Origin of the sequence: Streptococcus mitis SK575 (assembly GCF_000257865.1) — a bacterium.
Lineage (GTDB): Bacteria > Bacillota > Bacilli > Lactobacillales > Streptococcaceae > Streptococcus > Streptococcus mitis_CQ.
The window spans coordinates 25,357-51,258 of the sequence record NZ_AICU01000007.1 but is presented as its reverse complement, the minus strand read 5'-3'; the positions used below and the strand labels follow the sequence as shown (position 1 = coordinate 51,258).

26 protein-coding genes are annotated in these 25,902 nt (G+C 43.6%); 2 read left to right on the top strand and 24 right to left on the bottom strand.

The features are described 5' to 3' along the window. Positions 1-39 precede the first annotated feature (39 nt). A complete protein-coding gene (locus tag HMPREF1048_RS03265; RefSeq protein ID WP_001064569.1) occupies positions 40-1,926 on the bottom strand; it encodes a sucrose-specific PTS transporter subunit IIBC in 1,887 nt (628 codons plus the stop codon). A 379-nt stretch (positions 1,927-2,305) separates the two neighbouring features. Between HMPREF1048_RS03265 and HMPREF1048_RS03260 the strand changes: the two genes are divergently transcribed. Both HMPREF1048_RS03260 and HMPREF1048_RS03255 read left to right on the top strand, forming a co-directional pair. Next, positions 2,306-3,760, top strand: a complete 1,455-nt coding sequence (locus tag HMPREF1048_RS03260) for a sucrose-6-phosphate hydrolase (RefSeq protein ID WP_000455321.1) — start codon at positions 2,306-2,308, stop codon at positions 3,758-3,760. Next, on the top strand, positions 3,741-4,706 hold the full coding sequence (locus HMPREF1048_RS03255) for a LacI family DNA-binding transcriptional regulator (RefSeq protein ID WP_000226013.1): 966 nt from the start codon (positions 3,741-3,743) through the stop codon (positions 4,704-4,706). The genes HMPREF1048_RS03260 and HMPREF1048_RS03255 overlap by 20 nt, the downstream gene beginning before the upstream one ends. A gap of 141 nt (positions 4,707-4,847) precedes the next feature. Here HMPREF1048_RS03255 and HMPREF1048_RS03250 read toward each other — a convergent pair whose 3' ends face one another. The 23 genes from HMPREF1048_RS03250 to HMPREF1048_RS03140 all read right to left on the bottom strand — a co-directional run bounded on the left by HMPREF1048_RS03250 (position 4,848) and on the right by HMPREF1048_RS03140 (position 25,899). Then, complete coding sequence (locus tag HMPREF1048_RS03250) at positions 4,848-6,122, bottom strand: hydroxymethylglutaryl-CoA reductase, degradative (RefSeq protein WP_000704401.1); 1,275 nt, start codon at positions 6,120-6,122, stop codon at positions 4,848-4,850. Beyond that, positions 6,122-7,294 (bottom strand): hydroxymethylglutaryl-CoA synthase, encoded by a 1,173-nt coding sequence (locus HMPREF1048_RS03245; RefSeq protein ID WP_000151948.1) that lies wholly within the window; start codon positions 7,292-7,294, stop codon positions 6,122-6,124. Before HMPREF1048_RS03245 ends, HMPREF1048_RS03250 begins: the two co-directional genes overlap by 1 nt. 113 nt (positions 7,295-7,407) lie before the next feature. After that, positions 7,408-7,857, bottom strand: coding sequence for a threonine/serine exporter family protein (locus HMPREF1048_RS03240; RefSeq protein ID WP_004248247.1), 450 nt, complete (start codon positions 7,855-7,857; stop codon positions 7,408-7,410). 1 nt (position 7,858) lies between these two features. After that, positions 7,859-8,617 (bottom strand): threonine/serine exporter family protein, encoded by a 759-nt coding sequence (locus tag HMPREF1048_RS03235; RefSeq protein ID WP_000392947.1) that lies wholly within the window; start codon positions 8,615-8,617, stop codon positions 7,859-7,861. 88 nt (positions 8,618-8,705) lie between these two features. Beyond that, on the bottom strand, positions 8,706-10,607 hold the full coding sequence (pknB, locus tag HMPREF1048_RS03230) for a Stk1 family PASTA domain-containing Ser/Thr kinase (RefSeq protein ID WP_000614550.1): 1,902 nt from the start codon (positions 10,605-10,607) through the stop codon (positions 8,706-8,708). After that, positions 10,604-11,344 (bottom strand): Stp1/IreP family PP2C-type Ser/Thr phosphatase, encoded by a 741-nt coding sequence (locus HMPREF1048_RS03225; RefSeq protein ID WP_000406243.1) that lies wholly within the window; start codon positions 11,342-11,344, stop codon positions 10,604-10,606. Before HMPREF1048_RS03225 ends, pknB begins: the two co-directional genes overlap by 4 nt. A 14-nt stretch (positions 11,345-11,358) precedes the next feature. Next, positions 11,359-12,672 (bottom strand): 16S rRNA (cytosine(967)-C(5))-methyltransferase RsmB, encoded by a 1,314-nt coding sequence (gene rsmB / locus HMPREF1048_RS03220; RefSeq protein ID WP_004248235.1) that lies wholly within the window; start codon positions 12,670-12,672, stop codon positions 11,359-11,361. Next, a complete protein-coding gene (fmt, locus tag HMPREF1048_RS03215; protein ID WP_000163675.1) occupies positions 12,665-13,600 on the bottom strand; it encodes a methionyl-tRNA formyltransferase in 936 nt (311 codons plus the stop codon). The genes rsmB and fmt overlap by 8 nt, the downstream gene beginning before the upstream one ends. A 12-nt stretch (positions 13,601-13,612) precedes the next feature. Then, the gene (locus HMPREF1048_RS03210) at positions 13,613-16,009 is read right to left on the bottom strand and encodes a primosomal protein N' (RefSeq protein WP_000951911.1); all 2,397 of its coding nucleotides are present in this window, start codon (positions 16,007-16,009) and stop codon (positions 13,613-13,615) included. 65 nt (positions 16,010-16,074) lie between these two features. Beyond that, positions 16,075-16,389, bottom strand: a complete 315-nt coding sequence (gene rpoZ, locus HMPREF1048_RS03205) for a DNA-directed RNA polymerase subunit omega (protein ID WP_000979235.1) — start codon at positions 16,387-16,389, stop codon at positions 16,075-16,077. Positions 16,390-16,413: 24 nt separating this feature from the next. Beyond that, positions 16,414-17,040 (bottom strand): guanylate kinase, encoded by a 627-nt coding sequence (gene gmk, locus HMPREF1048_RS03200; RefSeq protein WP_000775041.1) that lies wholly within the window; start codon positions 17,038-17,040, stop codon positions 16,414-16,416. 129 nt (positions 17,041-17,169) lie between these two features. Continuing rightward, positions 17,170-18,783 (bottom strand): ribonuclease Y, encoded by a 1,614-nt coding sequence (locus HMPREF1048_RS03195; protein WP_000404936.1) that lies wholly within the window; start codon positions 18,781-18,783, stop codon positions 17,170-17,172. A gap of 211 nt (positions 18,784-18,994) precedes the next feature. Further along, positions 18,995-19,249: a Txe/YoeB family addiction module toxin gene (locus HMPREF1048_RS03190; RefSeq protein WP_000924733.1), complete on the bottom strand. Its 255-nt coding sequence runs from the start codon at positions 19,247-19,249 to the stop codon at positions 18,995-18,997. Positions 19,250-19,252: 3 nt separating this feature from the next. Continuing rightward, positions 19,253-19,507 carry a type II toxin-antitoxin system Phd/YefM family antitoxin gene (locus HMPREF1048_RS03185; protein WP_000388574.1) on the bottom strand — a complete coding sequence of 85 codons (255 nt, stop codon included), beginning with the start codon at positions 19,505-19,507 and terminating at the stop codon, positions 19,253-19,255. Positions 19,508-19,638: 131 nt separating this feature from the next. Beyond that, complete coding sequence (locus HMPREF1048_RS03180; protein ID WP_000156370.1) at positions 19,639-20,736, bottom strand: nucleotidyltransferase; 1,098 nt, start codon at positions 20,734-20,736, stop codon at positions 19,639-19,641. Positions 20,737-20,745: 9 nt separating this feature from the next. Next, complete coding sequence (locus tag HMPREF1048_RS03175) at positions 20,746-21,486, bottom strand: class I SAM-dependent DNA methyltransferase (protein ID WP_025171899.1); 741 nt, start codon at positions 21,484-21,486, stop codon at positions 20,746-20,748. Positions 21,487-21,597: 111 nt separating this feature from the next. Then, entirely contained in the window at positions 21,598-21,951 is a 354-nt protein-coding gene (gene rsfS, locus HMPREF1048_RS03170; RefSeq protein WP_001003029.1) for a ribosome silencing factor, read from the bottom strand. Between the two features lie 12 nt (positions 21,952-21,963). After that, the gene (locus tag HMPREF1048_RS03165) at positions 21,964-22,464 is read right to left on the bottom strand and encodes a cysteine hydrolase family protein (RefSeq protein ID WP_000844698.1); all 501 of its coding nucleotides are present in this window, start codon (positions 22,462-22,464) and stop codon (positions 21,964-21,966) included. Next, positions 22,465-23,058 carry a bis(5'-nucleosyl)-tetraphosphatase (symmetrical) YqeK gene (yqeK, locus tag HMPREF1048_RS03160; protein WP_000331229.1) on the bottom strand — a complete coding sequence of 198 codons (594 nt, stop codon included), beginning with the start codon at positions 23,056-23,058 and terminating at the stop codon, positions 22,465-22,467. Then, positions 23,058-23,687, bottom strand: coding sequence for a nicotinate-nucleotide adenylyltransferase (locus HMPREF1048_RS03155; protein ID WP_000963709.1), 630 nt, complete (start codon positions 23,685-23,687; stop codon positions 23,058-23,060). Before HMPREF1048_RS03155 ends, yqeK begins: the two co-directional genes overlap by 1 nt. A gap of 51 nt (positions 23,688-23,738) precedes the next feature. Further along, entirely contained in the window at positions 23,739-24,050 is a 312-nt protein-coding gene (yhbY, locus tag HMPREF1048_RS03150) for a ribosome assembly RNA-binding protein YhbY (protein WP_000060168.1), read from the bottom strand. A gap of 212 nt (positions 24,051-24,262) precedes the next feature. Further along, entirely contained in the window at positions 24,263-25,369 is a 1,107-nt protein-coding gene (yqeH, locus tag HMPREF1048_RS03145; protein ID WP_000391185.1) for a ribosome biogenesis GTPase YqeH, read from the bottom strand. Between the two features lie 2 nt (positions 25,370-25,371). Then, complete coding sequence (locus tag HMPREF1048_RS03140) at positions 25,372-25,899, bottom strand: YqeG family HAD IIIA-type phosphatase (protein ID WP_000963738.1); 528 nt, start codon at positions 25,897-25,899, stop codon at positions 25,372-25,374. Positions 25,900-25,902: the final 3 nt, after the last annotated feature.

Here is a 25,902-nt window from a genome sequence, read left to right as displayed (position 1 = left end):
AACATGTCATTTGTTCGTTTTCACATTAGAGAGGATTGATTAGATTTTCACTTCGATCACAGCATCACCCTTAGCAACTGAACCTGTTGCGACTGGAGCTACTGAAGCGTAGTCAGCTGTATTTGTAACGATAACCATTGTTGTATCATCAAGACCAGCTGCAGCGATTTTGTTTGAGTCAAATGTTCCAAGAACATCGCCTGCTTTAACCTTATCACCTTGAGCAACTTTTGCTTCGAAACCTTCACCGTTCATTGTTACAGTGTCGATACCAACGTGGATCAAGACTTCAGCACCATTAGTTGTTTTCAAACCAAAGGCGTGTCCTGTTGCAAAGGCGATTGAAACTTCAGCATCAGCTGGTGCATAGACCACACCTTGGCTAGGTTTCACAGCGATACCTTGTCCCATAGCTCCACTTGAGAAGACTGGGTCATTGACATCAGCAAGAGCTACAACGTCACCAACGATAGGAGTTACAAGTGTTTCATTTTGAAGAGCTGCTGGAATGTTACCAGTTGTTTCTTCTTGGACCAAACGTTCTGTCGCTACTTCAGTAGCAACTTCTTTTTCATCCTCATAACCAAACATGTAAGTAAGAGCAAAACCAAGTGCAAATGATACAGCTACCATAAGAAGGTATTGGGCAAGTTGTCCGTTACCAACATAAAGCATTGTACCAGGGATGATGGTGATACCACTACCATTACCAGCAAGTCCAAGGATAGAAGCCAATCCACCACCGATTGCACCAGCAATCAATGAGAGGAAGAATGGTTTACGGAAGCGCAAGTTCACCCCGAAGATAGCAGGCTCTGTAATACCGAGGAAGGCAGAAAGAGCAGCTGGGAAAGCAAGTGTTTTTAGTTTTGGATTTTTAGTTTTAACACCAACCGCAACAGTTGCAGCACCTTGAGCTGTCATAGCAGCAGTGATGATAGCGTTGAATGGGTTAGCATGGTCAGCAGCAAGCAATTGAACTTCAAGCAAGTTGAAGATATGGTGCACACCTGACACGACGATCAATTGGTGAACCCCACCAATCAAGAAACCACCAAGACCAAATGGCATACTAAGGATCGCTTTTGTCGCGATAAGGATGTAGTTTTCAACAACGTGAAAGACTGGTCCGATGACAAATAGTCCAAGGATAGACATAACCAAAAGTGTCACGAATGGTGTTACCAAAAGGTCAATGACATCTGGAACGACCTTGCGGACAGCTTTTTCAAATTTAGCTCCGACAACCCCGATGATGAAGGCTGGAAGAACGGAACCTTGCAAACCAACAACAGGGATGAAACCAAAGAAGTTCATAGCTGTTACTTCACCACCTTGAGCAACTGCCCAAGCGTTTGGAAGTGAGCCAGAAACAAGCATCATACCAAGAACGATACCAACGGCAGGGTTACCACCGAATACACGGAAGGTTGACCAAACAACCAAACCTGGCAAGATGATGAAGGCTGTATCTGTCAAGATTTGTGTGTAAGTTGCAAAGTCTCCTGGAAGTGGCATTTCAAGAGCAATGAAAAGACCACGCACACCCATGAAGAGACCTGTCGCTACGATAACTGGGATGATTGGAACGAAAACGTCACCGAAAGTACGGATAGCACGTTGGAACCAGTTCCCTTGTTTAGCAGCTTCTGCTTTCATGTCATCTTTAGATGATGTTGGTAAACCAAGTGCAACAACTTCATCGTACATTTTGTTTACTGTACCAGTACCAAAGATGATTTGGTATTGACCTGAGTTAAAGAAAGCACCTTGAACTTTTTCCAAGTTCTCAATCACTTCTTTATTGATTTTTCCTTCATCTTTGACCATGACACGAAGACGAGTCGCACAGTGAGCTACACTGTTGACATTTTCACGTCCACCCAAGGCATCGATGACTTTTTTTGCAATTTCCTGATTGTTCATTTGCAAAAATCTCCTTATATAAAATTTTGTTCTTGTTTGAAAGCGATTTTATTCGCCCTACGACTATTATTTTATCATGTTTTAGAAATATGTCAAGCGTTTTGCAGAAAAAATATTCTATCCACTTAGTTTGCTCGCTTTAGATTGATTGATTTTGACTGTTTTATCAGGTGTTCCTTAAAAAAATAAGTTTAAAATCTTGGTTAAAAGGGTTTTATTTCATTCTCTTTCATATTTTTGTGAAAATTTGATTGATTTCCTGCATTTATTTTATGACTAACGTTTGACAGTTTTTTCTCTTTTTTAACATAAAAGACTTGCGTTTTTTATCGAAAACGGTTACTATTATAAGTGATAAGATTTTTGGAGGAATGAATGAATGGAATGGACAACTGAGCGTCGTTACAGACTTTATCAAGATTGGACGCAAGAAGAAATTCAACATATAAAGGAAAATATGGCACAATCTCCATGGCATACTCATTACCATGTTGAGCCAAAAACAGGACTTCTCAACGATCCAAATGGCTTTTCCTACTTTGATGGGAAGTGGGTTGTTTTTTATCAAAACTTTCCTTTTGGTGCAGCCCACGGTTTGAAATCTTGGGTGCAGTTGGAAAGTGATGATTTGGTTCACTTCACAGAAACTGGTGTCAAAGTTTTGCCTGATACTCCATTAGATAGCCACGGTGCCTACTCTGGTTCTGCCATGCAGTTTGGCGATAACTTATTTCTATTTTATACAGGAAATGTCCGTGATAAAAACTGGATTCGTCATCCATACCAGATTGGGGCTTTGATGGACAAGGATGGCAAAATTACAAAGATTGACAAGATCTTGATTGACCAGCCTACTGACTCAACTGACCACTTCCGTGACCCACAAATTTTTAATTTCAAAGGTCAATACTATGCTATCATCGGTGGACAGGACTTGGAGAAAAAAGGCTTCGTCCGTCTTTATAAGGCTGTAAACAACGACTACACAAACTGGCAAGCAGTTGGCGATCTTGACTTTGCTAACGATCGTACTGCCTACATGATGGAATGCCCAAATCTGGTCTTTGTAGATGAGCACCCTGTCCTCCTCTACTGTCCACAAGGATTGAATAAGGAGATTCTAGACTACGATAATATCTATCCAAATATGTATAAGATTGGGGCTTCCTTTGACCCTGAAAATGCCAAAATGGTAGATGTGTCTCAACTTCAAAACATGGATTATGGTTTCGAAGCCTATGCAACTCAAGCCTTCAACGCTCCTGACGGACGTGCTCTAGCAGTTAGCTGGCTTGGTTTACCAGATGTTTCTTACCCATCTGACCGTTTTGACCACCAAGGAACCTTCTCTTTGGTCAAGGAACTCACTATCAAAGACGGCAAACTCTACCAATACCCAGTCGCAGCTATCAAGGACCTTCGAGCTTCTGAAGAGGTGTTTTCAAATCGTGCTCAAACCAAGAACACTTACGAACTCGAACTCAACTTAGAAGCCAATAGCCAGAGCGAGATTGTCTTACTTGCTGACAAAGAAGGCAAGGGACTTTCAATTAACTTTGACCTTGTAAATGGTCAAGTGACAGTGGATCGTAGCCAAGCTGGTGAACAGTATGCCCAAGAATTTGGAACGACTCGTTCTTGCCCTATCGATAACCAGGCCACTACTGCTACAATTTTCATTGACAACTCAGTCTTTGAAATTTTCATCAACAAAGGAGAAAAAGTATTTTCTGGTCGTGTCTTCCCACATGCAAACCAAAATGGTATTCTCATCAAATCTGGAAACCCAACTGGAACTTACTATGAATTAGATTATGGTCGCAAAACTAACTGATGTCGCCAAACTTGCAGGCGTCAGCCCAACTACCGTTTCTCGGGTTATCAATAAAAAAGGGTATTTATCTGAAAAAACCATTCAAAAGGTTAATGAAGCCATGCGGGAATTGGGCTATAAACCCAACAACCTAGCTCGCAGTCTACAAGGAAAATCAGCTAAGTTAATCGGCCTGATTTTCCCCAATATTTCTAACGTTTTCTATGCAGAATTGATTGATAAGCTGGAACACCAACTCTTCAAAAATGGTTATAAGACCATCATCTGCAACAGTGAGCACGATTCTGAAAAGGAACGCGAATACATCGAAATGTTGGAAGCCAATCAGGTGGACGGCATCATTTCGGGTAGTCACAACTTGGGAATCGAAGACTACAATCGTGTGACAGCACCGATTATTTCCTTTGACCGAAACCTATCGCCAGACATTCCTGTCGTTTCCTCTGACAACTATGCTGGTGGGGTCCTTGCTGCCCAGACCTTGGTTAAGACAGGCGCCCAGTCTATCATCATGATTACAGGGAATGACAATTCTAACTCGCCAACCGGACTGCGCCACGCTGGTTTTTCTTCTGTACTCCCAAAATCTCCTATTATCAATGTTTCCAGTGACTTTTCTCCAGTCAGAAAAGAAATGGAAATCAAGAATATCTTGACCCGTCAAAAGCCAGATGCCATCTTTGCTTCGGATGACTTAACAGCTATTCTAGTCATTAAAATCGCTCAAGAATTGGGCATTTCTGTCCCAGAAGAGCTCAAGGTTATCGGCTATGATGGTACCTACTTTATCGAGAATTACTACCCTCAACTGGCTACTATCAAGCAACCCTTGGAAGAGATTGCCTGCCTCACTGTTGACCTTCTCTTGCAAAAAATCGAAGGCAAGGAAGTCGCAACAACTGGTTACTTTTTACCAGTTACTCTTTTATCAGGAAAAAGTATTTAATACTCAATGAAAATCAAAGAGCAAACTAGGAAGCTAGCCACAGGCTGTACTTGAGTACGGCAAGGCGAAGCTGACGTGGTTTGAATTTGATTTTCGAAGAGTAAAAGCACAAGAAAACTCAGACCGATCTGTCTGAGTTTTTTATGATCTTAAATTTTCTAAATAACGCTGGGCTGTCTCTAGGTTAAAGGTTTTATCTGCGATGAGGCGCTCGACTAGGGGAGCTACCTCGGATTCACTAGCACCTGCGAGAAGTGCCAAGGATTTGGCCTGCAATTTCATGTGACCTTGCTGAATCCCTGTACTCACCAAGGCTTTTAGGGCAGCAAAGTTTTGGGCAAGTCCGATAGAAACGATAAGCTGGGCTAATTCTTTGGCAGAAGGATTTCCCAGTAGTTCATGACTGAGGGCTACGCGAGGGTTGAGGCCGATAGAGCCACCCTTAGTCGCTACAGGCATGGGCAGGGTCATCTCACCAACCAATTCTTCTCTTTCAAGATCCAACGTCCATTGACTAAGACCTTGATAGCGTCCATCTCGACTGGCAAAGGCATGAGCCCCCGCCTCAATGGCACGCCAGTCATTTCCAGTAGCAATCAAAACGGCATCAATACCATTAAAAATCCCTTTATTGTGGGTAGCTGCTCGATAAGGATCAGCTTGCGCAAATTGGCTCGCCAAAGCAATTTTCTCCGCAATCTCTCGTCCTTGATCCTTTTGGCGGCTCAAGTAGCGAAAGGCGATGTAACAGCTTGCAGTCACCAGAGAATCGGTCGCGTAGTTGGACAGGATTCCCATGAGACTCTGCCCCTGACTGAGTTCTTCTAAGACTGGTTTCAAGGCTTCCAGCATGGTATTGAGCATATTGGCACCCATGGCTTCCTGGGTATCAACATGAAGATAGACGACTAGAAAGTCTGTTTTTCCTTTGATCTGTTTTACATGCAAATCACGCGCCCCACCCCCGCGTTTAACGATAGAAGGATAGGCTTGATTGGCAAGTTCTAAGAGCTCCGCCTTCTTGCTGGCAATTTTCTCTTGCGCTTGTTCAGGATTAGCAACTTGATAAAGGGCTACCTGTCCAATCATCTGACGTTGATGGACTTGAGCAGTAAAACCGCCTGCACGCTTGATGATTTTACTGGCATAGCTGGCCGCAGCAACCACAGACGGTTCTTCTGTCACATAGGGAACGGTGTATTCCTGACCGTTGACAAGTACCTCCGGAACCAGCGAATAAGGCAGAGAAAAAGTTCCCACCACATTCTCACTCAGCTGGTCTGCAACAGTCACACTCATCTGTTCATCCTGCTCCAAACTGACTTGTCTCTCAGGACTAAGGAGCGCCTGAGCTTTTAACAGCTCGAGGCGCTCTTGGTATGATTTTTTAGAAAATCCATTCCAACTTATCTTCATTATTTTTCAACCTTGCTATAACGGCGTTGGTGGTCGAGAATTTCAACCAAGGCATAGTCTTGATTTTCATATCCAGAAAACTGGGCAGAGTTTGTTTCATCCAAGTCTACTTCCTCAAAGAAGACTTTTTCATAGTCTGGGACAGATAAGGCAGTTCGTTGGTTGAGCTTGTTCAAGCGGTCTTTATCAAGATAGGCTTCATATCCTTCAACCAATTCACCACTAAAGAACTCGGCCACGGCCCCACTTCCGTAACTATAAAGGGCGATTTTATCCCCAGCCTTCAAGCTATCTGTATTTTCCAAGAGAGACAGAAGCCCAAGGAAAAGTGAACCTGTGTAGATATTCCCCACCTTTTGACTGTAGAGAATAGACTGGTCAAAATGCTTTTGCAAGAGGTCCTTTTTCTCTTGAGGCAGGCTCTTATCCATGATTTTTTTCAAGCCCTTTAAGGCTAATTTAGGGTAAGGCAAGTGGAAACAAACAGCCGCAAAATCATCCAAGGTAAGCTGGTAGCGTTTTTGGTATTCAAGCCAAGTCGTTTTCAAACTATCCAAGTATTGCTGGGTAGAATAGACACCATTTACATAAGGCGTTGTAGAGTAATTTGGACGCCAAAAATCCATGATGTCACGAGTCTGAGCCACATTGTCATTATTAAAGGCCATAATGCGTGGATTTTGTGTAATTAACATGGCCACACTGCCAGCACCCTGAGTTGGTTCTCCTGGAGTTTCAATACCGTACTTGGCAATATCACTGGCAATGACCAAGACCTTGGACTCTGGAGAATTTTCCACATGCAATTTGGCATAATGAAGGGCAGCTGTCGCTCCATAGCAGGCTTCTTTAATCTCGAAACTACGAGCAAAGGGCTGGATGCCCAGCAAACCATGCACAAAGACGGCCGCAGCTTTACTTTGGTCAATTCCTGACTCAGTAGCCACAATGACCATATCAATTTCTGCTCTTTCTTGCTCAGTTAAAATAGAGTCACTTGCACTAGCCGCCAAGGTCACGATATCCTCAGTTAGGGGCGCAATACTCAATTCCTTGAGTAAGAGTCCTTTGCTTAATTTTTCAGGGTCAATTCCCCTCGCTTCTGCTAAGTCTTGTAATTTCAAGACATATTGACTGGTCGCAAAACCAATCTTATCAATACCGATTGTCATATTTACCTCTGTTTTATCATTCATTGTAAAAAATCGTTCTATACTATTTTATCACAAATGGCAGTAAAAGAGAGAAAAAAGACTTGATTCACCAAATCAAGTCGCTTATTATTCTAACCATTATGCTGCTTTCTTAAATAGGAATAAAGTCTAAGAATCACTGTTCCGCTAGCCATTCCAATGGAAATCACCAAAGCCAACATAACAACCAAGGTTGCACTAGCAATGGCATGACTGTAATCTCCCGTCACAAAAAAGGCAGTTGTCCGATAGGAGAGATAACCCGGAACCAGAGGTGCCAAGATGGCCAAGATAAAGACCACAGCAGGTGTCTTATAAAGAATACTTAAAATCTGGCTGACACAAGAACCGATAATGGCTGCAATAAAAGTAGCCACAATAACATTGGTCGGTTCTTTGAGCAAAAGATAGATTAGCCAGACAGCCATGCCCAAAATCCCTCCAGGTAAGAGCATAGAGCGTTGCACATTGAGTACGATTAAAAAAGTGATAATAGCAAGAAGACTTGCTATTGCTTGTAATAAAAAGGTTGTTAGTGTCATATTAGTTCATCAATACCAAGGCGACAGAAGTTCCCGCCCCTAAAGCAAGGGTAATGAGCAGGGATTCAAACATCTTGCTCATACCAGAGTTTATGTGGTTAGTCATAATATCACGGACCGCATTGGTCAAGGCAATTCCTGGTACAAAAGGCATGACCGCACCAGCTATAATCAAATCTGCCGTTGAGGGAAAGCCTGTGTAGCGCGCCCAAAACTGAGCTATCATCCCAAAGACAAAGGCTCCAGCAAATGCTGTTACAAAAGGAATTCGGATAAACTTTTCCACATAGAGGGAAAAGGCAAAACCAAATAAAGTAGCCACTCCTGCCCCGAGTGCGTCGTAGATATTTCCACTAAACATAACCGAAAAGAAAGGAGCACTAAAGGTCGCAGCCAGAGTCACCTGCAACTTGGTATAAGGAAGGGGTTGGGCTTGCAAAGCAGTCAATTGCTTGAAGGCTGTTTCTAAATCAATCTGCCCCCCAACCAGCTGACGAGAAATCTGGTTGACATCGCAGACTTTTTCGATGTTATAAGAAGAGGAGGTCACGCGTTTCATTCGCGAAATATTGGTATTTTCAATGGAAAAAAAGATGGCAGCAGGCATGGCAAGAACATTGCAATCCACAATCCCCTGCGAATGCGCGATTCGAATCATGGTATCTTCTACACGATGAATCTCTGAGCCACTTTTGAGAAGAATGGTTCCAGCTAACATAATCACATCGATGACGGCATTTAATTCTCTTGATTCTTCCATGCGTTCCTCCTTTTATCAACTCCTTCTATTTTATCACAAATCCGGAGTCAAAAAAAATCTTTGCCATGAAATCATGACAAAGATTCGTTTAATCACGAGAATTTTCGTGGTTGCCTTCACTACTTGATGGAGTAGTAGCAGGTGCATTCCCTCGTTGATTTCCTTGTTGGTTCCCCTGACTTGGTGTCGTAGTAGAACCTTGGTTTCCACGTTGGGCTGGTGCTGATGATGACGTTGACGGTGGTGTTTTTGGTTTGTAGATTGAAATCTTGACACGAGTCTTAGTCAAATCAACCTTTTCGCCTGCTTTTGGACTTTGCTCTACAACAGTCCCCTCAGCAGTTCCATCAGGAGCTGTCGACACTTCTACAACTTCAATATTGGCTTCTTTAATACCGACAATTTGAACGAGATTATTTTTAGTAAATTCAAGACTAGATCCTATATAACTTGGCATAGCAACGCTGGTTACTTTCTTAGCAACGGTTAAGGTAATTGTTGAGGCCTTGCTCAAATCATAGGTTGTTCCGGCAGCTGGACTCTGTCTGAGAACGGTTCCTGCTTCACTCTCACTTGATTCTTCTTCCTCAATCTTGATGAGATTTTCAGGAACCTTCTTCTGCTTGAGTTCTGCGATAACATCTGTCGATTTACGGCCGATATAGTTACTCAATTGGAAAGATTGCTTGCCTGATGAGACAACCAAATTGATTTTCGAACCTTCTTTTCGAGTCTTTCCAGCTTCAGGATCTGTACGGATAATCCGCCCTTCTTCCACCTTTTCACTAGCCTCTGATTTCTCCTCGCCAATCTCAAAATTGGCTTTCTTGAGCGTTTCCTTGGCTTCCGCAACTGTCTGGCCTGCCACATCTGGAATGGCAATGGTTGCAGGAGTTCTGGATAATATCCAAATCAGAGAGGCTGCTACCAATACAATGCTGGCCAACAAAATCATATAACGAACTCTAAATTTCCGTTTCTTAACAGGCTTGCTTGCGTAATTGTCTTCTGAAACCTGCTGACTAGGTTTCGCAGTCTGTGGCTTCGGACTTTGTGTTTGCACCTTAGGAATCGAAGTCAAGGTACTCTGGGATACCTTCGGTAGTGTCTTGGTGTCCGCCTTAGTAGTATCATTAAATACCAGTTTAGGTTCATTACGACGATTGTAAGACAAGCTACTAGACAAGTCCACATACATCTCTGCAACCGACTGATAACGATCTGTCAATTTCTTGGCAGTTGCCTTGATGACAACATTCTCCAAAGCCTGAGGCACAGATGGATTCTCATCAATAACTGACGGTAGTGGTTTCTGGAAATGCTGAAGGGCGATGGTCACCGCACTATCCCCGTCATAAGGGATATGACCTGTCAGCATCTCATAGAAAATAATCCCCATGGCATAGATATCACTCTGTACAGTCGCCTTAGAACCACGCGCCTGCTCTGGTGACAAGTAATGAACTGAACCCAGCATAGAGTTAGTCTGGGTCAGACTCGTCTCAGCAAAAGCGACAGCAATCCCAAAGTCTGTGACCTTGGCAGTCCCATCTGGTGTCAAAAGGATATTTTGAGGTTTCAAGTCCCTATGGACAATTCCTCTGGTATGGGCCAAACGCATGGCTAGGAGGATTTGTCCCATGATACGGACGGCTTCTTCATTAGAAAGAGGATAGTGTTCCTTGATATAGCGTTTGAGGTCTAGTCCGGCAACATACTCCATTGCAAGATACTGTTGACCGTCTTCCTCACCAATATCTGTTATCCGAACGATATGAGGATGGTCTAGATCTGCCATAGCTCTCGCTTCACGCTGAAAACGAGCTACAGCTATCGGGTCCGTCTGGTAGTTGGTCCTCAGGACCTTCACTGCCACTTCTTCTCCGTCTAGAATTAAATCCTTGGCCAAATAGACATCTGCCATTCCTCCTCGGCCAATCTGTTTCACAATCCGATAGCGTCCGGCAAAAATCTTGCCGATTTGGATCATTCTGCATCCTCCTCGTTCATAGAAACAAGGGCAACCGTAATGTTGTCTAAACCTCCTGCATTGTTAGCAAAACGCACAAGCGTCGCTGTTTTATCTGCCAAAGGAATATCACTGGTTACAATATCACAAATCTCACTGCCTGAAATCATGTTGGTCAAGCCGTCACTATTGAGCAAGAGATAGTCTCCTGACTCAAGGGTAATCATTCCAAAATCAGGTTGAACTTCATCTTTTTGACCGATTGACTGGGTAATAATATTTTTCTGTGGATGGCTAGCTGCTTCTTCTGGCGTCAATTGACCTGCCTTGAGTAATTCATTGACCAAAGAATGGTCGCTCGTCAACTGGTGGTACTCTTCTCCACGAATCAAACCGATACGAGAATCTCCAATATGAGCATAGATAACCTGATTGCCAATAATAGCAACAGCTTCTAGAGTTGTTCCCATTCCTTTATAGGCATCATCTTGTCCAAGTTGATGAATCTTTTGATTTTCAATTTCTAGGTAATTGGCGAACCATTCACGCACTTCATTGACTGTATCGATCTGGGTATCAACCCAAGCTATACCTAGGTCTGTTACCGCCATTTCACTAGCGATATTCCCTGCGCGATGACCTCCCATCCCATCAGCTAAAATAATCATGGTACGCCCAGCTCTATTGACATAGTGGTTGACATAGTCTTGATTATTTGTTCGTTTCTGACCAACATCTGTTAATAATGAAATTTCCATGTGTCAGTTCCTTCCTAATCCGATATCTTGCGAAATTGACTGATAAAGAATCCATCACTTCCATACAATTCAGGTGTAATGAGGATACAGCCGTCTTTCATGATATCCTTACATTCATGTTCTAGTTTTACCTGCTCGAACTCGGGATGACTTTCTAAAAACCCTTCAACGACTTGAAAATTCTCCTCTGAGACAATAGTACAGGTACTATAAGTTATTATACCACCTTTGCGTAGTGTTTGACAAACACTACCTAATATTTCTAGCTGAATTTCCTGTAAGGACGCGAAATCTGCCGTTTCTTTATTGTATTTGATGTCTGGTTTTCGTCGCAGAAGACCGATTCCTGAACAGGGAGCATCCACCAAAATCTTATCAAAAGAATCCTGACCAAAAAACTCATGCACCTTTCTGGCATCCAATTTTTGCGTTTGAACCCGATCTGCAACTCCCAAACGTTGAGCATTTTCTTGGATTAAGTCCAACTTGTGATCGTACAAGTCCAGAGCAGTAACCTGACCGATCGTGAGATAAGAAGCTATATGGGCTGTTTTTCCACCCGGAGCCGCACAGGCATCTAGAACCTGCTCATCACCTTGTAAATCAAGCGTTGGAGCAACTAGCTGGCTGGACTCGTCTTGGATGGTAATGGCTCCATCCGCAAACAAATCATGGCCTGCAAAATGCCCTTGCTCCTTAACCAGACCAGAAGGAGACAAGGACGAATCACTGGCCTCCAACAAGGCTTGGATTTCCTCTTTTCGGTCTATGTCTGTTACACGAATACTGGCCTTGTTACGCACCAAAAGGCTTTCAAAAATAGCTTGCGCTCGCTCCTCTCCGTATTCTTCCTTGAGCCTGGCAACTAGCCAAACCGGAAGGGAATAGGCAATGGAATCACGCTTGTTCTTTCGTTTGATGTTGTCAATATCTGGCCAACCTTCACGCAGGATACGGCGAAGGACAGCGTTGACTAATTTTTCACTGCCCTTTTTACGGACTTTGGCCAATTCCACTGCTTCATTGACCACAGCATGGTCTGGAATCTTATCCAGATAGCGGAGCTGGTAGGCACTCATGAGAAGAAGGACATAAAGCCAACTGTCTAACTGGTCTCTGTCTTCTATAAAGTGGGATAGGTACCATTCCAGAGTCAGTTTACGGGCTACAGTTCCATAGACAATCTCTGTTACCAAGCCCTTGTCTGCTGCAGAGAGTTGACTCCCCTTGAGGTGTTTATTTAAAGCGATGTTTGAGTATGCTTGATTGACAAAAACATCCTCTAATACCGCTAGGGCTATACTTCTAGCCGTTTCTACTTTAGTCACCAAATCGTTCTCCTACAGTCAATGTACGTCCAACTCCGTTGAGGAAGGAAGCAATGTCCATCTTAGGTTTACCCGCTGGCTGCACTTGTTTGAGAGATAAAGCTCCTTCTGCCGTTGCAACAATCAATTCTTTCTTGCCAATAGAGAGGATCTCACCTGGATTTCCCTGACCTTCTACAGCTAGAGCTTCATAAATCTTAAAGCGGTCGCCCTTAAGGAAAGTATGGGCAACAGGCCAGGGGTTCATGCCACGGATTTGGTTGAAAAGTTGACGATTGCTTTTATTCCAGTCCAGTTTTTCTTCTTCTGGCTTGATATTTGGCGAGAAAGTGACCTGACTTGGATCCTGCGGTTCAGGTTTGATTTCCCCAGCAATGTAGGCAGGCAAAGTGTCCAAGAGCAAATTACGACCAACAAGAGCTAATTTCTCAAACAAGGTGCCAACATTGTCCTCATCTGTGATCGGAATACTGCGACGAGAAATCATATCCCCTGCATCCATTTCCTTAACCATTTCCATAATGGTCACACCAGCTTCCTCATCCCCTTGAATCAAGGCATAATGGATAGGCGCACCACCACGGTGTTTAGGAAGGAGGGAGGCGTGAACATTGACCGCAAAGTCCATGCTATCAAGGAGTTTACTTGGGAGAAACTGCCCAAATGCAGCAGTGATAATCCCAGTCGCTCCCAAATTCATAATCGCTTCCATCTCTGGACTTCCAGATAATTTTTCAGGTTGGTAGATAGGAAGACCTGCTTCCTTGGCAGCCTGCTTGACTGGTGTTTCTTGGATAACTTTTTTACGACCAACAGCACGGTCTGGCTGGGTTACAACGGCTAGAATTTCGTAACGGTCATCTGTCAAAAGTCCTTTTAAGACTGTTGCTGAAAAGTCGGGTGTCCCCATAAAGATTAGTTTTGTCATATCTTCTCCTTCTTATAAAAATTGCTGTGGCTCATGGTCAATGCTAAGACGGAGCTCACTATTTTCCCGTTCTTGAGTCAAGGCCAGAACCTGATTGAGGGTCGGCCCCAGCTCATCTTCTAAACGGTATTTAATTAAAATCTGGTAATGATAGAGGTTGTGGGTACGAGCAATCGGTTTTTGCGTCGGCCCGAGAATGTGACTGGTTTCAGACAAACCTGACCGCAAAATATTCATAACTTCATAGGCACGTTTGACCACCTCTTCTTCTTTCTTGTGAGAAAGGGTAATGCCAATGGTGAAATAGTAAGGTGGATAGCCAAGTTGTCGTCTAATTCCCATTTCATAGGCATAAAAACCTTCGTAATCCTGATCCTTGGCAAATCGAATAGCATAGTGTTGCGGATTGTAGGACTGGATCAAGACCTGACCAGCTTTTTCAGCCCGACCTGCCCGACCTGCCACCTGAGTCAAGAGCTGGAAGGTTCTCTCAGAAGAACGGAAATCAGGCAAATTCAAGGCCGTATCCGCATTAAGAACTCCTACTAGGGTCACATTGGGAAAATCCAAACCCTTGGCAATCATCTGAGTGCCAAGCAAGATATCCGCCTCTCCTCGTCCAAACTGGTCAAGTAAAGCTTGATGACTGCCTTTCTTACGGGTCGTATCCACATCCATCCGTAGAATACGTGCCTGAGGAAAAAGCTCTGCCAGCTCGTCATAAGCCTTCTGAGTTCCCGTCCCGTAGTAGCGAATGCTGCGGCTCTTACAGTTAGGACAAACCTGAGGAATGTCCTTTGAAAAACCACAATAATGGCAGTTCATGGTCTTGGTATCCATGTGCAAGGTCAGAGAAATGTCACAGTTGGGACAAGTATCCACCGTTCCACACTCCCGACACATAACAAAGCTAGAATAACCACGGCGATTGAGCATGAGAACCACCTGCTCTTTTTTATCCAGACGGTCTTGAATCGCTTCTAGCAAAGGGGGCGTAAAGTTTGACGTCTCATTTTGTCCGATATAGTCCCGAAAATCAATCACTTGAACCTCAGGGATCCTAGCCAAAGGATTGGCACGTTGGGTCAGACGTAAGTGTTGATAAACGCCTTTTCCAGCCCTCGCACGGCTTTCTAAGCTCGGTGTCGCGGACCCGAGGACCAGAGCCGCTTGATTATACTGGGCCCGTAAAATAGCCACCTCTCTGGCATGGTAACGGGGATTGCTGTCCTGCTTATAAGTTGCTTCATGCTCCTCATCAATAATCATGACACCTAGATTTTTCAGGGGGGCAAAGATGGCCGATCTAGCACCAACAACAACTTGAGCATCGCCGCGTTCCACCTTACGCCATTCATCATACTTTTCACCATTGGACAGGCCTGAGTGGAGAATTGCCACTTTCTCTCCGAAACGAGCGATAAAGCGCTCCGTCATTTGTGGAGTCAGGGAAATCTCAGGAACCAGCAAAATAGCTGTCTTGCCCTTGTCCAAGGCTCCTTGGATAATCTGCAAGTAAACCTCGGTCTTTCCACTTCCCGTAATCCCTTGAAGGAGGAAGGGAGGCTGGTAACTGCCAATAGCACTTACAACCGCATCTCGCGCCTGTCTTTGCTCTGGATTCAACTCCAAAGGCTGACTTGCTTCAATTCCTTCAAAATAAGCAGCCGAGCGTTGCACTTCCTTTTGGAATATGGTCACAGCACCTTGTTCCACAAAGAAGTTGACTTGCTCCCGCGAGTAGGACTCTAACAAGCTAGCCAAGGAAGCACTCTCAGGATGAGACAGCAAATAGTCTCTCAGTTCCAATTTTTTCTTGGCACGTGCAGAAATCTCGACACCTTCTAATTGAGCAAGATCAACCTTATACCAGGACTGGGTCTTGACCTTCTTTTGATCGATCGCCTGATATTCCAGACCAAGCAGGCCTTTTCTAGTCAAACGCATCATTTCAGCTTGCTTAGCTAAATCCAGAGAAGAAAAGGCTAGCGAATCTTCTGAACCAAACAAGCGCTCTCGGTCTTCCTGACTCAGGCCTTCCAGAGGATAGAGAATCTTGTCATAGCTGGAGTTCAGAAATCCTGGTAACATAGCCTTGAGGATAGAGATTTTGTAGGAGAAGACAGATTTGCGTAACTCCTCAGCCAGCCAGAGTTGTTCTTGCGTGAGAACAGGAGAAAAATCCAGCACCTCTGCAATATCTTTTAAATCTTGATTAACCTCTTCTTCATCTGATTGGGACTCCAAACCAAGAACAATCCCTTGAATCAGGCGATTGCCCTTACCAAAAGGCACATGAACCCGCATCCCAACTTCCAACATTCCCTCAAATTCCTCAGGAATCCTGTAACTATAGGGCTGATCCGTCTGCATCAAGGGCACATCCACGATAATCTTGGCTATGGCCATCTTCTCACCTCCTCCTTATCAGTACATTCTTGCAATAGAAAAAATAAGATTGAGTCCCCCCAACCTTAAATTTTTTCACCATCTTCTTTTTCTTTAGCGATTTGCTCTTTGATTTTCTTTTCTTCTTCTTCTTTGCGGCGTTTTTCTTCTTCGATACGGCGACGCACTGCTTCACGTTTTCCTTCTGGATCTGGGTGAATTGTAACGTTTCCTGATTCGATTTCTTCTAAAGCTCGAAGAGTTGATTTTTCAGACTTGAAACCTTGAGTTGCTGGCGCACCTGCTTCCAATTCGTGGGCACGTTTTGCTTCCAAGATTACGAGTGAATATTTTGAAGGAACCTTGTCGAGCAAGGTATCAATAGAGGGTTTTAACATCATTTACTTGTACCTGTTTTCTAAATTTTATCGAGTAGTTGGAGATTTTGGTAACATCTCCTGATAGTGACCAATGACACGATCCACACGGAAGTGTTCTGCTTCGATCACACGTTTGACACGCTCAGCAGCTAGGGGCACCTGATCGTTGACAATCGCATAATCATACTCACGCATGAGGGCAATTTCTTCCTTGGCTTTTTCGATTCGTTGGGCAATCACTTCTGCACTGTCTGTTCCACGTCCTACCAAACGATCTTGCAATTCATCCAAATCTGGTGGTGTCAGGAAGATAAAGACAGCATCTGGAACCTTTTTCTTGACCTGAAGAGCGCCCTGAACCTCAATTTCAAGGAAAACATCGATTCCCTTGTCCAAGGTTTCATTGACATAGGTCAGAGGCGTTCCATAGTAGTTGCCGACATATTCTGCGTATTCCAACATCTGTCCTTGACGAATCAGCTCTTCAAACTCTTCACGAGTACGGAAGAAATAGTCAACACCGTCCACTTCTCCAGGACGTTGTGCGCGTGTCGTCATCGATACAGAGTATTGAAATTGGTTTTCAGAACTCTCAAAAATCTCTCTTCTAACCGTTCCTTTGCCAACCCCTGAAGGACCAGAAAAAACGATTAGTAAGCCTCGGTCTGCCATTGTGTCTCCTTTTAGTCAGTCTGTGAAATAACATTTCTCTAGAATAATGGCAAAAAGCCAAATTATCCTGTACAGTCTTTCTATCTAGTGTAACAAAAAAGCAGTAATTTTTCAACTGCTCTTTCTTATTTATTTAGCATAATCTACTGCACGAAGTTCACGAATCACGGTTACCTTGATATTTCCTGGGTAATCGAGATTGTTTTCAATTTTCTCACGAACTTTATGAGCTAAGATTGTGACTTTGTCGTCCTTGATTTGTCCTGGATTTACCATGATGCGGATTTCACGTCCTGCTTGAAGGGCAAAGCTAGTTTGTACTCCTTCAAAGCCGTTAGCAATTTCTTCCAAATCATGGAGACGCTTGATGTAGCTTTCAAGAGACTCACTACGAGCTCCTGGACGGGCTGCGCTCAAGGCATCTGCTGCAGCAACGATCACTGCAATCACGCTTTCAGCTTCAACATCACCGTGGTGACTAGCAATCGTATTGACCACAACTGGGTGTTCCTTATACTTACGAGCCAATTCCATACCGATTTCAACGTGGCTACCCTCAACCTCGCGGTCAATAGCTTTTCCGATATCGTGAAGGAATCCAGCACGACGGGCAAGAGCCGCATTTTCACCAAGTTCGCTAGCCATGATGCCAGCCAACTTAGCAACCTCAATCGAATGACGCAAGACATTTTGTCCATATGAGGTACGGAACTGCAAACGTCCCATAATCTTCATCAAGTCTGGATGAAGGTTTGGCGCACCAATCTCATAGGCAGCGGCCTCACCGTATTCACGGATCTTATTGTCAATCTCTTGACGGTTTTTCTCAACCAACTCTTCGATACGAGCTGGGTGGATACGACCATCTTTGAGCAACATTTCCATAGTCATACGTGCAATCTCACGACGAATCGGATCAAATCCTGACAAGGTCACCACTTCTGGTGTATCGTCAATAATCACATCGACTCCTGTCAAACTTTCAAAGGTACGAATGTTACGACCTTCACGACCAATAATGCGTCCCTTCATAGTATCGTCTGGCAGGTGAACCGTTGAGTTCGTTGACTCCGCCACATATTCACCAGCGATACGTTGCATAGCTTGAACCAAGATGTCCTTGGCCATTTTGTCAGAACGTTCCTTAACCTCTTGCTCAGCTTCACGAATACGGCTAGCAATCTCCTTGGTCAAGTTTTCCTCTGTCTGAGCCAAGATAATATCTCGTGCTTCTGCCTGAGACAGAGCACCAATACGCTCTAGTTCTGCTTCTTTTTGTCTTTCGACTTCCTCTAATTGCTCTTCACGCGCATCAAGGTTTTTCGCTCTATCAGAAATACTTTGTTCTTTTTGTTCAAGTGTTTGTTCTTTACTCGTCAAATTGTCGTCCTTACGGTCAAGGCTAGTAGCTCTCTCTGTCAAACGACTTTCGATTTGTTTGAGTTCTTGACGTTCTGATTTGAATTCAGCGTCCACTTCTTCACGGTATTTTCTGGCTTCTTCTTTGGCCTCCAATAGTGCTTCTTTTTTAAGAGACTTGCTTTCACGTTTGGCTTCATTAACAAGTAAATCTGCTTCGCGTTCAGCTTGTCCACGTAAATTAGTTGCTTCTTGTTCAGCATTTAAAAGCATCAACTCTGCAGCTTCCTGAGATGATTTCATCTTGGCTGAGATGCTGACATATCCAATGACTAAACCAATGATGACGGCAAAAACAGCAATCGCAAGCGACATAATTTCCATGTTTTTACCTCATTTTATTGTTATTCCGAATGACATACATTCTTTTACATTCTACCATAAAAAAGTGATTTTCACAAACCTAAAATAGAATATGTTTTGGGGAATTTAGCGTGAATTTGGAGTTTAACTCCCTGAATTTATTTGGATAATCTTTATTACTGAGAATCCGTAACGTCAGTAAAAATTTAAAAAAGCCCACCTTTCAGTAGACTTAGTAATGATCTTTGAAAGACAAGAAAGCCACGCTATCTCCATCCATCATATAAATCAAGCGATTTTCTGCGTCAATACGACGTGACCAGGCTCCTTGGTAGTCATACTTGAGTGGTTCTGGCTTACCTATTCCTGTAAATGGATCGCGTTGAATATCCTTGATTAGCATGTTGATTCTTTTTAGGGTTTTCTTATCCTGAGTTTGCCAGTAGCAATAATCTGCCCAGGCATCTTCTGTAAACTTGAGCAGCATTTCTTACTCCTCAATAACATGGACCTGAGTACTTCCAGCACGAACTTGAGTCATTCCTCGCAAAACCTTGTCTGATAACTCCTTATTTTGAGCGATTCTCAGGGTTTCTTGAATACTATCCCACTCACTCTTTGAAAGGACTACAATGTCCTCATCTGGATTTTTATTGACCACCGTCAAAGGTTCAAACTCATCGTTTACCTTCTTCATGTAGTCTTTTAAATGATTTCGGAATGTTGAGTAAAGAACTGCTTCCATAACCATACCTCATTTTACCTCTTTTCCACTATTATACACGAAAAGAAAGAAATTGTCAGGAACTTGTACAAGATTTTCTTTTCTATCTATTTATTCGTAAAAAATCTCAAAAAGCCTACTTTGCAGTAGACTTAGTTCTTTTCTATTCTAACCGGCACTCTGCCAAAATTCTGCTCTTCTATACTTGGCTTTCCTAGTTGGTAAATCTGGTCTGCCTTTTGAGTCATGGCATCCCAGGGTTCTTTGCCAATTCGGCTGACTAGATTGACCTGCCCTTTCAGAGACTTAAGATGCTGCCTGCCTTTTTCGGTAAATCCAAGGACATGAATCCCTTCTGGCAAATCACTTTCTCTTGCCTGTACTAAGATATAGGTCAAGAGGCGTCTGACACGCGCCTTGGTGTAACGTTTGGTCGCAACCGCTTCTACCAATTCTTCCACAGACTGGGCTGTCTTGATGGCATCCTTGATGCGCACTGCCATTTCTTGATTGACCTGATAAATGGTGGTTAGTTCTGGATTTGACAAGATTTGGTATCGGAGCAAGGGAAAATAGTCATCCCAGCTCACCTTACTAGCCTGCTCAAAAAGGGCAACAGAAGGCATAAAGCATTCTAAGAAATCTTGGTCATTCTGGTGCTGACGAAGGGCTGTCGCCGAGGCAAAGTCCACATCCTTGTCCACAGAATGGTAACCAGCACCCTGACGCTGAATCGGATGCAACTTGATGTTTCGTCCAGCAACTGCTTTGACATATGCAAGAGCAAGAACATGGTTGGGCGTATTGCCTGAAAAATCAAGACCAGCAAATTCCTTCCACATAGCTTGGGTTTTCTGGGGATAGGAAAGAGAATCAGGCAGATTTTCCACAAATTTCTCCATCTCAACACCTTGCTCTGTGTATAAATCAGCAGTTTTTTGATAATCCAGAACTTCCTCTGTACCAAAAGCTAGAGTATCAATGCCCAAACGCGCCAAGATATCCACAGCCCCTTGGGCGAAAAAATCCGCCGCCTGAACACTGACTAAAAAGGGCAATTCCACCACCAGATCCGCTCCATTTTCTAGCGCCATCTGGGCCCGTGTCCACTTATCCACAATTGCAGGCTCGCCTCTCTGCATGAAATTCCCAGACATGGCAACGATTTTCAGTCCCTCAGCCTGCTCCAGTAGGTATTTATGCCCATTATGAAAAGGATTGAACTCCGCGATAATACCTGTAATGGTCATGGTAATCTCCTACTTCTGAGCGACAAAAAACCAACGGGTGCTAGTTTCTGTTGGCTCCTTGTCCTCAAAGTCGGCATAGAGTTTGAAGGATTTGAAACCAGCCTGTTCCAGCAAAATATCATAGGTCAGGACCTCATAAGTCCGCTCCTCATGCACTTCATCGTGGCGACTAAAGGAGCCGTCAGCCTCCTTGATAAAGAAAGTCAGCTCATGGACGATGGAGTGAGGTGCTGCATCCTCATAGGTATCCCAAAGCATAGCGAAGTCTTCTGCATTTTCATGGTAGGAATAGCCTGGAAAAACTTCGTCTGTCTGGTAGGTCGAATGCACATCAAAGATGAAGATGCCATCTTCGTTGAGAGCATTATAGACTTCTTTAAAAACGTCCCCGACTTCCACCTCATCCTGCATGTAGCAGATTGAGTCCGAATAACAGGTGACAAAATCATATTGACCCACCTTAGACAAATCCAGCATATTGCCTTCCATAAAATCAATCTTTTGTTTGGCTGAAGAAGCTCTCTTCTCGGCAATCTTCAACATATCAGCACTCAAGTCCAGGCCAGTCACATCAAAACCAGCTTGAGAAAAGCGAACAGACTGGATACCTGTCCCACAAGCCAATTCCAAGAGTTTCTTTCTCTCCTTAGTTTTTGGCAAGTGACGCAGAGAAAAATCCGTCCATTTATCGTATAAACTATCGTCCATGACTTCATCATAGACCGCCGCAAAGGTTTCATAAGTTGCCATAATCATGATACCAAGAGCCTCCATGGCAAACACCACTCGCTCTTTACCTTTCTATCAATTTTTTCTAAAATAAGCAAATAAAACCCAGTTGACTACAACTGAGTTCATCTTCTAAGCAAGAGCTTCTGAAATATCTACTGAATTCGCCTCATGCCATAGTTTTTCTAGGTTATAGTGGGCACGCATTTCTTCTGAGAAGATATGCACAACGACAGCGCCTAGGTCCAGCAAGACCCAACCTCCAGCTGCATCACCTTCGACATGGCTACCTTTAAAGCCTGCTTGGGCTACTTTTTCACGGATATTATCAGCGATAGCATCCAACTGACGGCTATTCATTGAGCTAGTGATAACAAAGTAGTCCGTCACGCTGGTCAATTCTTGTACGTCAAGTGCGAGGATATCCTCCGCACGTTTCTCATCAGCCGCTTTCACGACTAGTTCTAGTAATTCTTTTTCGTTCATTTAGTCCTCTTTCTAGAAAATATGTTTGTAATCTAGGACATCTGCAAAGCGCCCCTCCCAAATGCCCTCATAAAATTCATTTATCGTTTCTGCTGGAATGTCTTTCCCATCAAACGTTGTGCAAGTTCCTTCTGGAATAATAAGCTGATAGCCATATTCAAAAGCAACCTTGACAGAGGTATCCACACAATATTCTGTCTGCATACCACATAAAACTAATTTGTCAATCCCCTGTTTATCCAAGTATTCTTTTAAACCAGTTTCTTTGAAAATACTGTTATACTTCTTCTGAAAGACCTTTTCATTAGGTTTTCGACTTAAAAGCTCAGATAACTGCCAATCTTCTGATGTTTGAGCTTCAGCGTTCTCAATATGTTGAACATAAATAATTTCGATATTCTTGCTTCTAGCCTGGTTTTGTAAATAAGAAATTTTGTCCAATAGACTATTTGTCTGAAAACCGGTTTCCACTAAAATATTCTGAACATCAATGATTATAAAAGCCGTTTTCATTTAGTCCTCTTTCAAATAGTGCACAAAGGCGTTATAGGTTTCAAGGGTTTGGGGATAGATGGGGAATTCCTGATGAGCTAGATGCTCCACAGTACGAGCTGTTTCGTAGGCCACTGCCTTATTAAGTGACAAACTTGCAATCTCACGCGCCACATCCACTCCAGGAAAGGCACGATTATGCTCGATATAGTCTGCAACGTAGATGACTTTGTCTAGGTCGGTCATCTGACCAGCCCCGACTGTATGGATTTCAATAGCTCGCAGGATTTCTGGATCATGCAAATCCAAATCTTCTTGAATCTTGTAGATACCAACCATGCCATGCCAAACATTATTGCCCCAGTTTTTGAGGTCAGGGTCTAGCTGGTAACGGTCAATCAAGTCTAGAAATTCCTGATCTGACAACTTCTTAGCATAGTCATGAAGAAGGCCTGCTAAACCCGCCTTCTCAACATCTACCCCAAATCGCTGAGCCAGTTCTATGGCTGCACGCTCCACACCCAAGCAATGGGTTAAGCGTTTTTCAGGCAGAAGCTCTGCCATTTTTTCCAACAAAGCCTCACGAGAGCAGTTGATATAGTCTTGATAGGCCATCAGTAGAGCCCCTCCTTCTCGATGTAGTCTAGCACAGGCTGAGGTAGGAGAAAGTTGGGTTTCCGACCTTGGGCAAGGAAGTCACGCACCATGCTGGACGAGATATCCATGAGAGGCACATCCACCCAGATAACTGGATAGGAAGTCCCTGCCTTGTAGCGTGGGCGCTGAACTCCCACAAACTGAACCATATCAACCAGTTCATCAATTCGGTACCACTTAGGCAGATAGTCCACCATATCGGCACCGATGATAAAGTAATAATCCGTATCTGGATTCTTCTCTGTTAAAATCTTCATGGTGTCGTAGGTATAGGAAATGCCCTTGCGCTCCAACTCAATAGTTTCAATATTCAGACCTTCAATCCCCTCAATCGCCAACTCAAGCATCTTGAGACGATGGTGTTCAGGGATTGTTTCCTTTTTATCTACATGAGGAGGTTGGTATTCAGGCATAAGCAGAACTTGATCTAGTCCCAACTGTTGCCGTACTTGGTCCGCAACAATGAGATGAGCATTGTGAACAGGGTTAAAATTCCCCCCTAAAATCCCGACTTGTTTGCGTTTTTTCTCCTTGATTTCTGGCTCCAACTCTACCTTGGTAAAGGGAGTCAATAATTCGATTGCCATAGGCTAGTCTCCTTTATTTCTCTGTAAAAACAGTTATTTGGAGTATCGTTTTTAGATTTCTTTGATTTTTTTAGAAATCTTGCGATTTTCTTTCTTGCTAGATTGTTTAAACAAAATCAAGATTCGTCCGATTTTTTGGACTGTATCCACACCGATTTCTTCCTCCAAGATTTCAGCTACTTCGTGGATATTTTCATCTGTATTTTGTAAGAGCGTTACTTTAATCAATTCGCGGGCGTCAAGAGCTTGACGGACGCTGGTTTTGATTTGGTCGTTGAGTCCATTTTTCCCGATTTGGATGATAGGTTTGAGGGTGTGTGCCTGGCTGTTGAGGAAGGCACGTTGTTTTGATGTTAATGACATAATTTCTTAAAAGAGTTTCTCTTTATACTTTTCTAAAGTGGTGGCGGACGTCAGCAAAGTCCTTCGGACTTTCATGACTAAAATTTGAGCCTAAGGTCTCAAATTTTCCGCAGTTGGTACAATCACTTGTACCAACTGACACCACAGCGAAAAGTATTCGTTATGGGCTCGCAAGGCTCGCCCGAATTTAGACAACTCTTTCCTTTCTGTGTTTAAATAATTGCTTTTCGTGTGACGACGGCGACTCCTTCTGGTGCCCAGACTGCGACTTTTGCTGTGCCTGTTACACGGATCCAGCCGAGTCCAGAGATGACTAGGTCTGTCTTTTCCTTAATATTAAAGACATGCTGGACTAATTTTGGAAAATCTTCTTTTTCCTTACTATTTGGTGGTGTCAGAAGAGTTCCGACGTGCTTATCGTAAAAGGCACTAGCGCCTTCAAGCTTGGTACGGTGGAGTTTGAGTTCATTGTCAAAGAAGGCAGTGAAACCTTGCTTTTCACCTGCAATGAAGTCAAAGCGTCCGAGACCTCCTAAAAACAGGGTTTGTTCAGGATTAAGCTGATAGGTTTTAGGCTTGATTTCCTTTTTGGGGCTGACATACTTGAGGTTTTTAGCCGTCAAGTAGTGGGCCATCTGGTGACGGTGGATAATTCCCGGCGTATCGTAGATATAAGATCCGTCATCAAGCGGAATCTCAATCTTATCCAAGGTTGTCCCTGGGAAGCGTGAAGTCGTGATGACATTCTGATCACCTGTGATTTCTTGTATAATGGCATTGATAAGGGTTGATTTTCCAACGTTGGTCACCCCAACCACATAGACATCACGGCCCTTACGGTAGTGTTCAATCTTGTCAATGACTTCCTTGATGGCATGTTTGTTTTGTGCCGAAGTTAGGACGACATCAACTGGACGAAGACCTTCTTCGTGGGCACGCTCCATCAGCCACTGGCTAATCTTGCCTGGTTTAACAGACTTGGGCAAGATATCTTTTTTATTTCCCACCAAGAGGACATCATTGCCCGAGACAAAACGTGGCAAGCCTGGGATAACAGAACCATTAAAATCAAAGATATCAATGACATTGACCACTAAGGCATCACTGTCTCCCACCTCGTGTAAGAGCTTGAGGAAATCATCGTCTGTCAACTGGACATCCGTGATCTCATTATAGTGACGGAGACGGAAACAGCGTTGACAATAGACTTCGCCAGTTTCCAAACCTTTTTCAAGTGCCGACTGGGGGGTAAAACCAAGACCAGCCTTATCTGTCGTCTGAATGGTTGCTCCACAACCAATACAGAGAATTTCTTCCATAGTTAAATTCCTTTTTTATATATAATCGGTCCGTACTTTTCAGTGATTTTTCGCATGACACGGCGCTCACGAGCTCGGTTAATCTGCGTTTTGATCGAATCATGTTGGACTAAGGGCTTAACCAAGATTGAGCGAATGCCTGCACGGTGGGCTGCTCGTATATCTGTCATGAGCTGATCGCCTACCATGACCACTTCACTTTTCTCATAGTGGAATTCCTTCATGGCACGGTCAATCCCAAATGTGAAGGGCTTCAAGGCCCAATAAACGTAATCAATCCCAAATTTCTCAACTGCGCGTTGAACTCGTTTTTTGGTATTATTTGAGACTACGATAATAGCAATGCCCGCATCCTGAAGATCATGTAGCCATTGCTTCATCTCTGGCGTCCCGTCAGGGTTGTTCCAAGCAATGAGGGTATTGTCCAAATCGACCAAAACAGCCTTGATTCCCTGCGCCTGCAGGCTTGGAACTGTCAGATCATAAACTGCTTCCACAGCAAAATCTGGCATGTAGTTTTCAATCGCCATTCT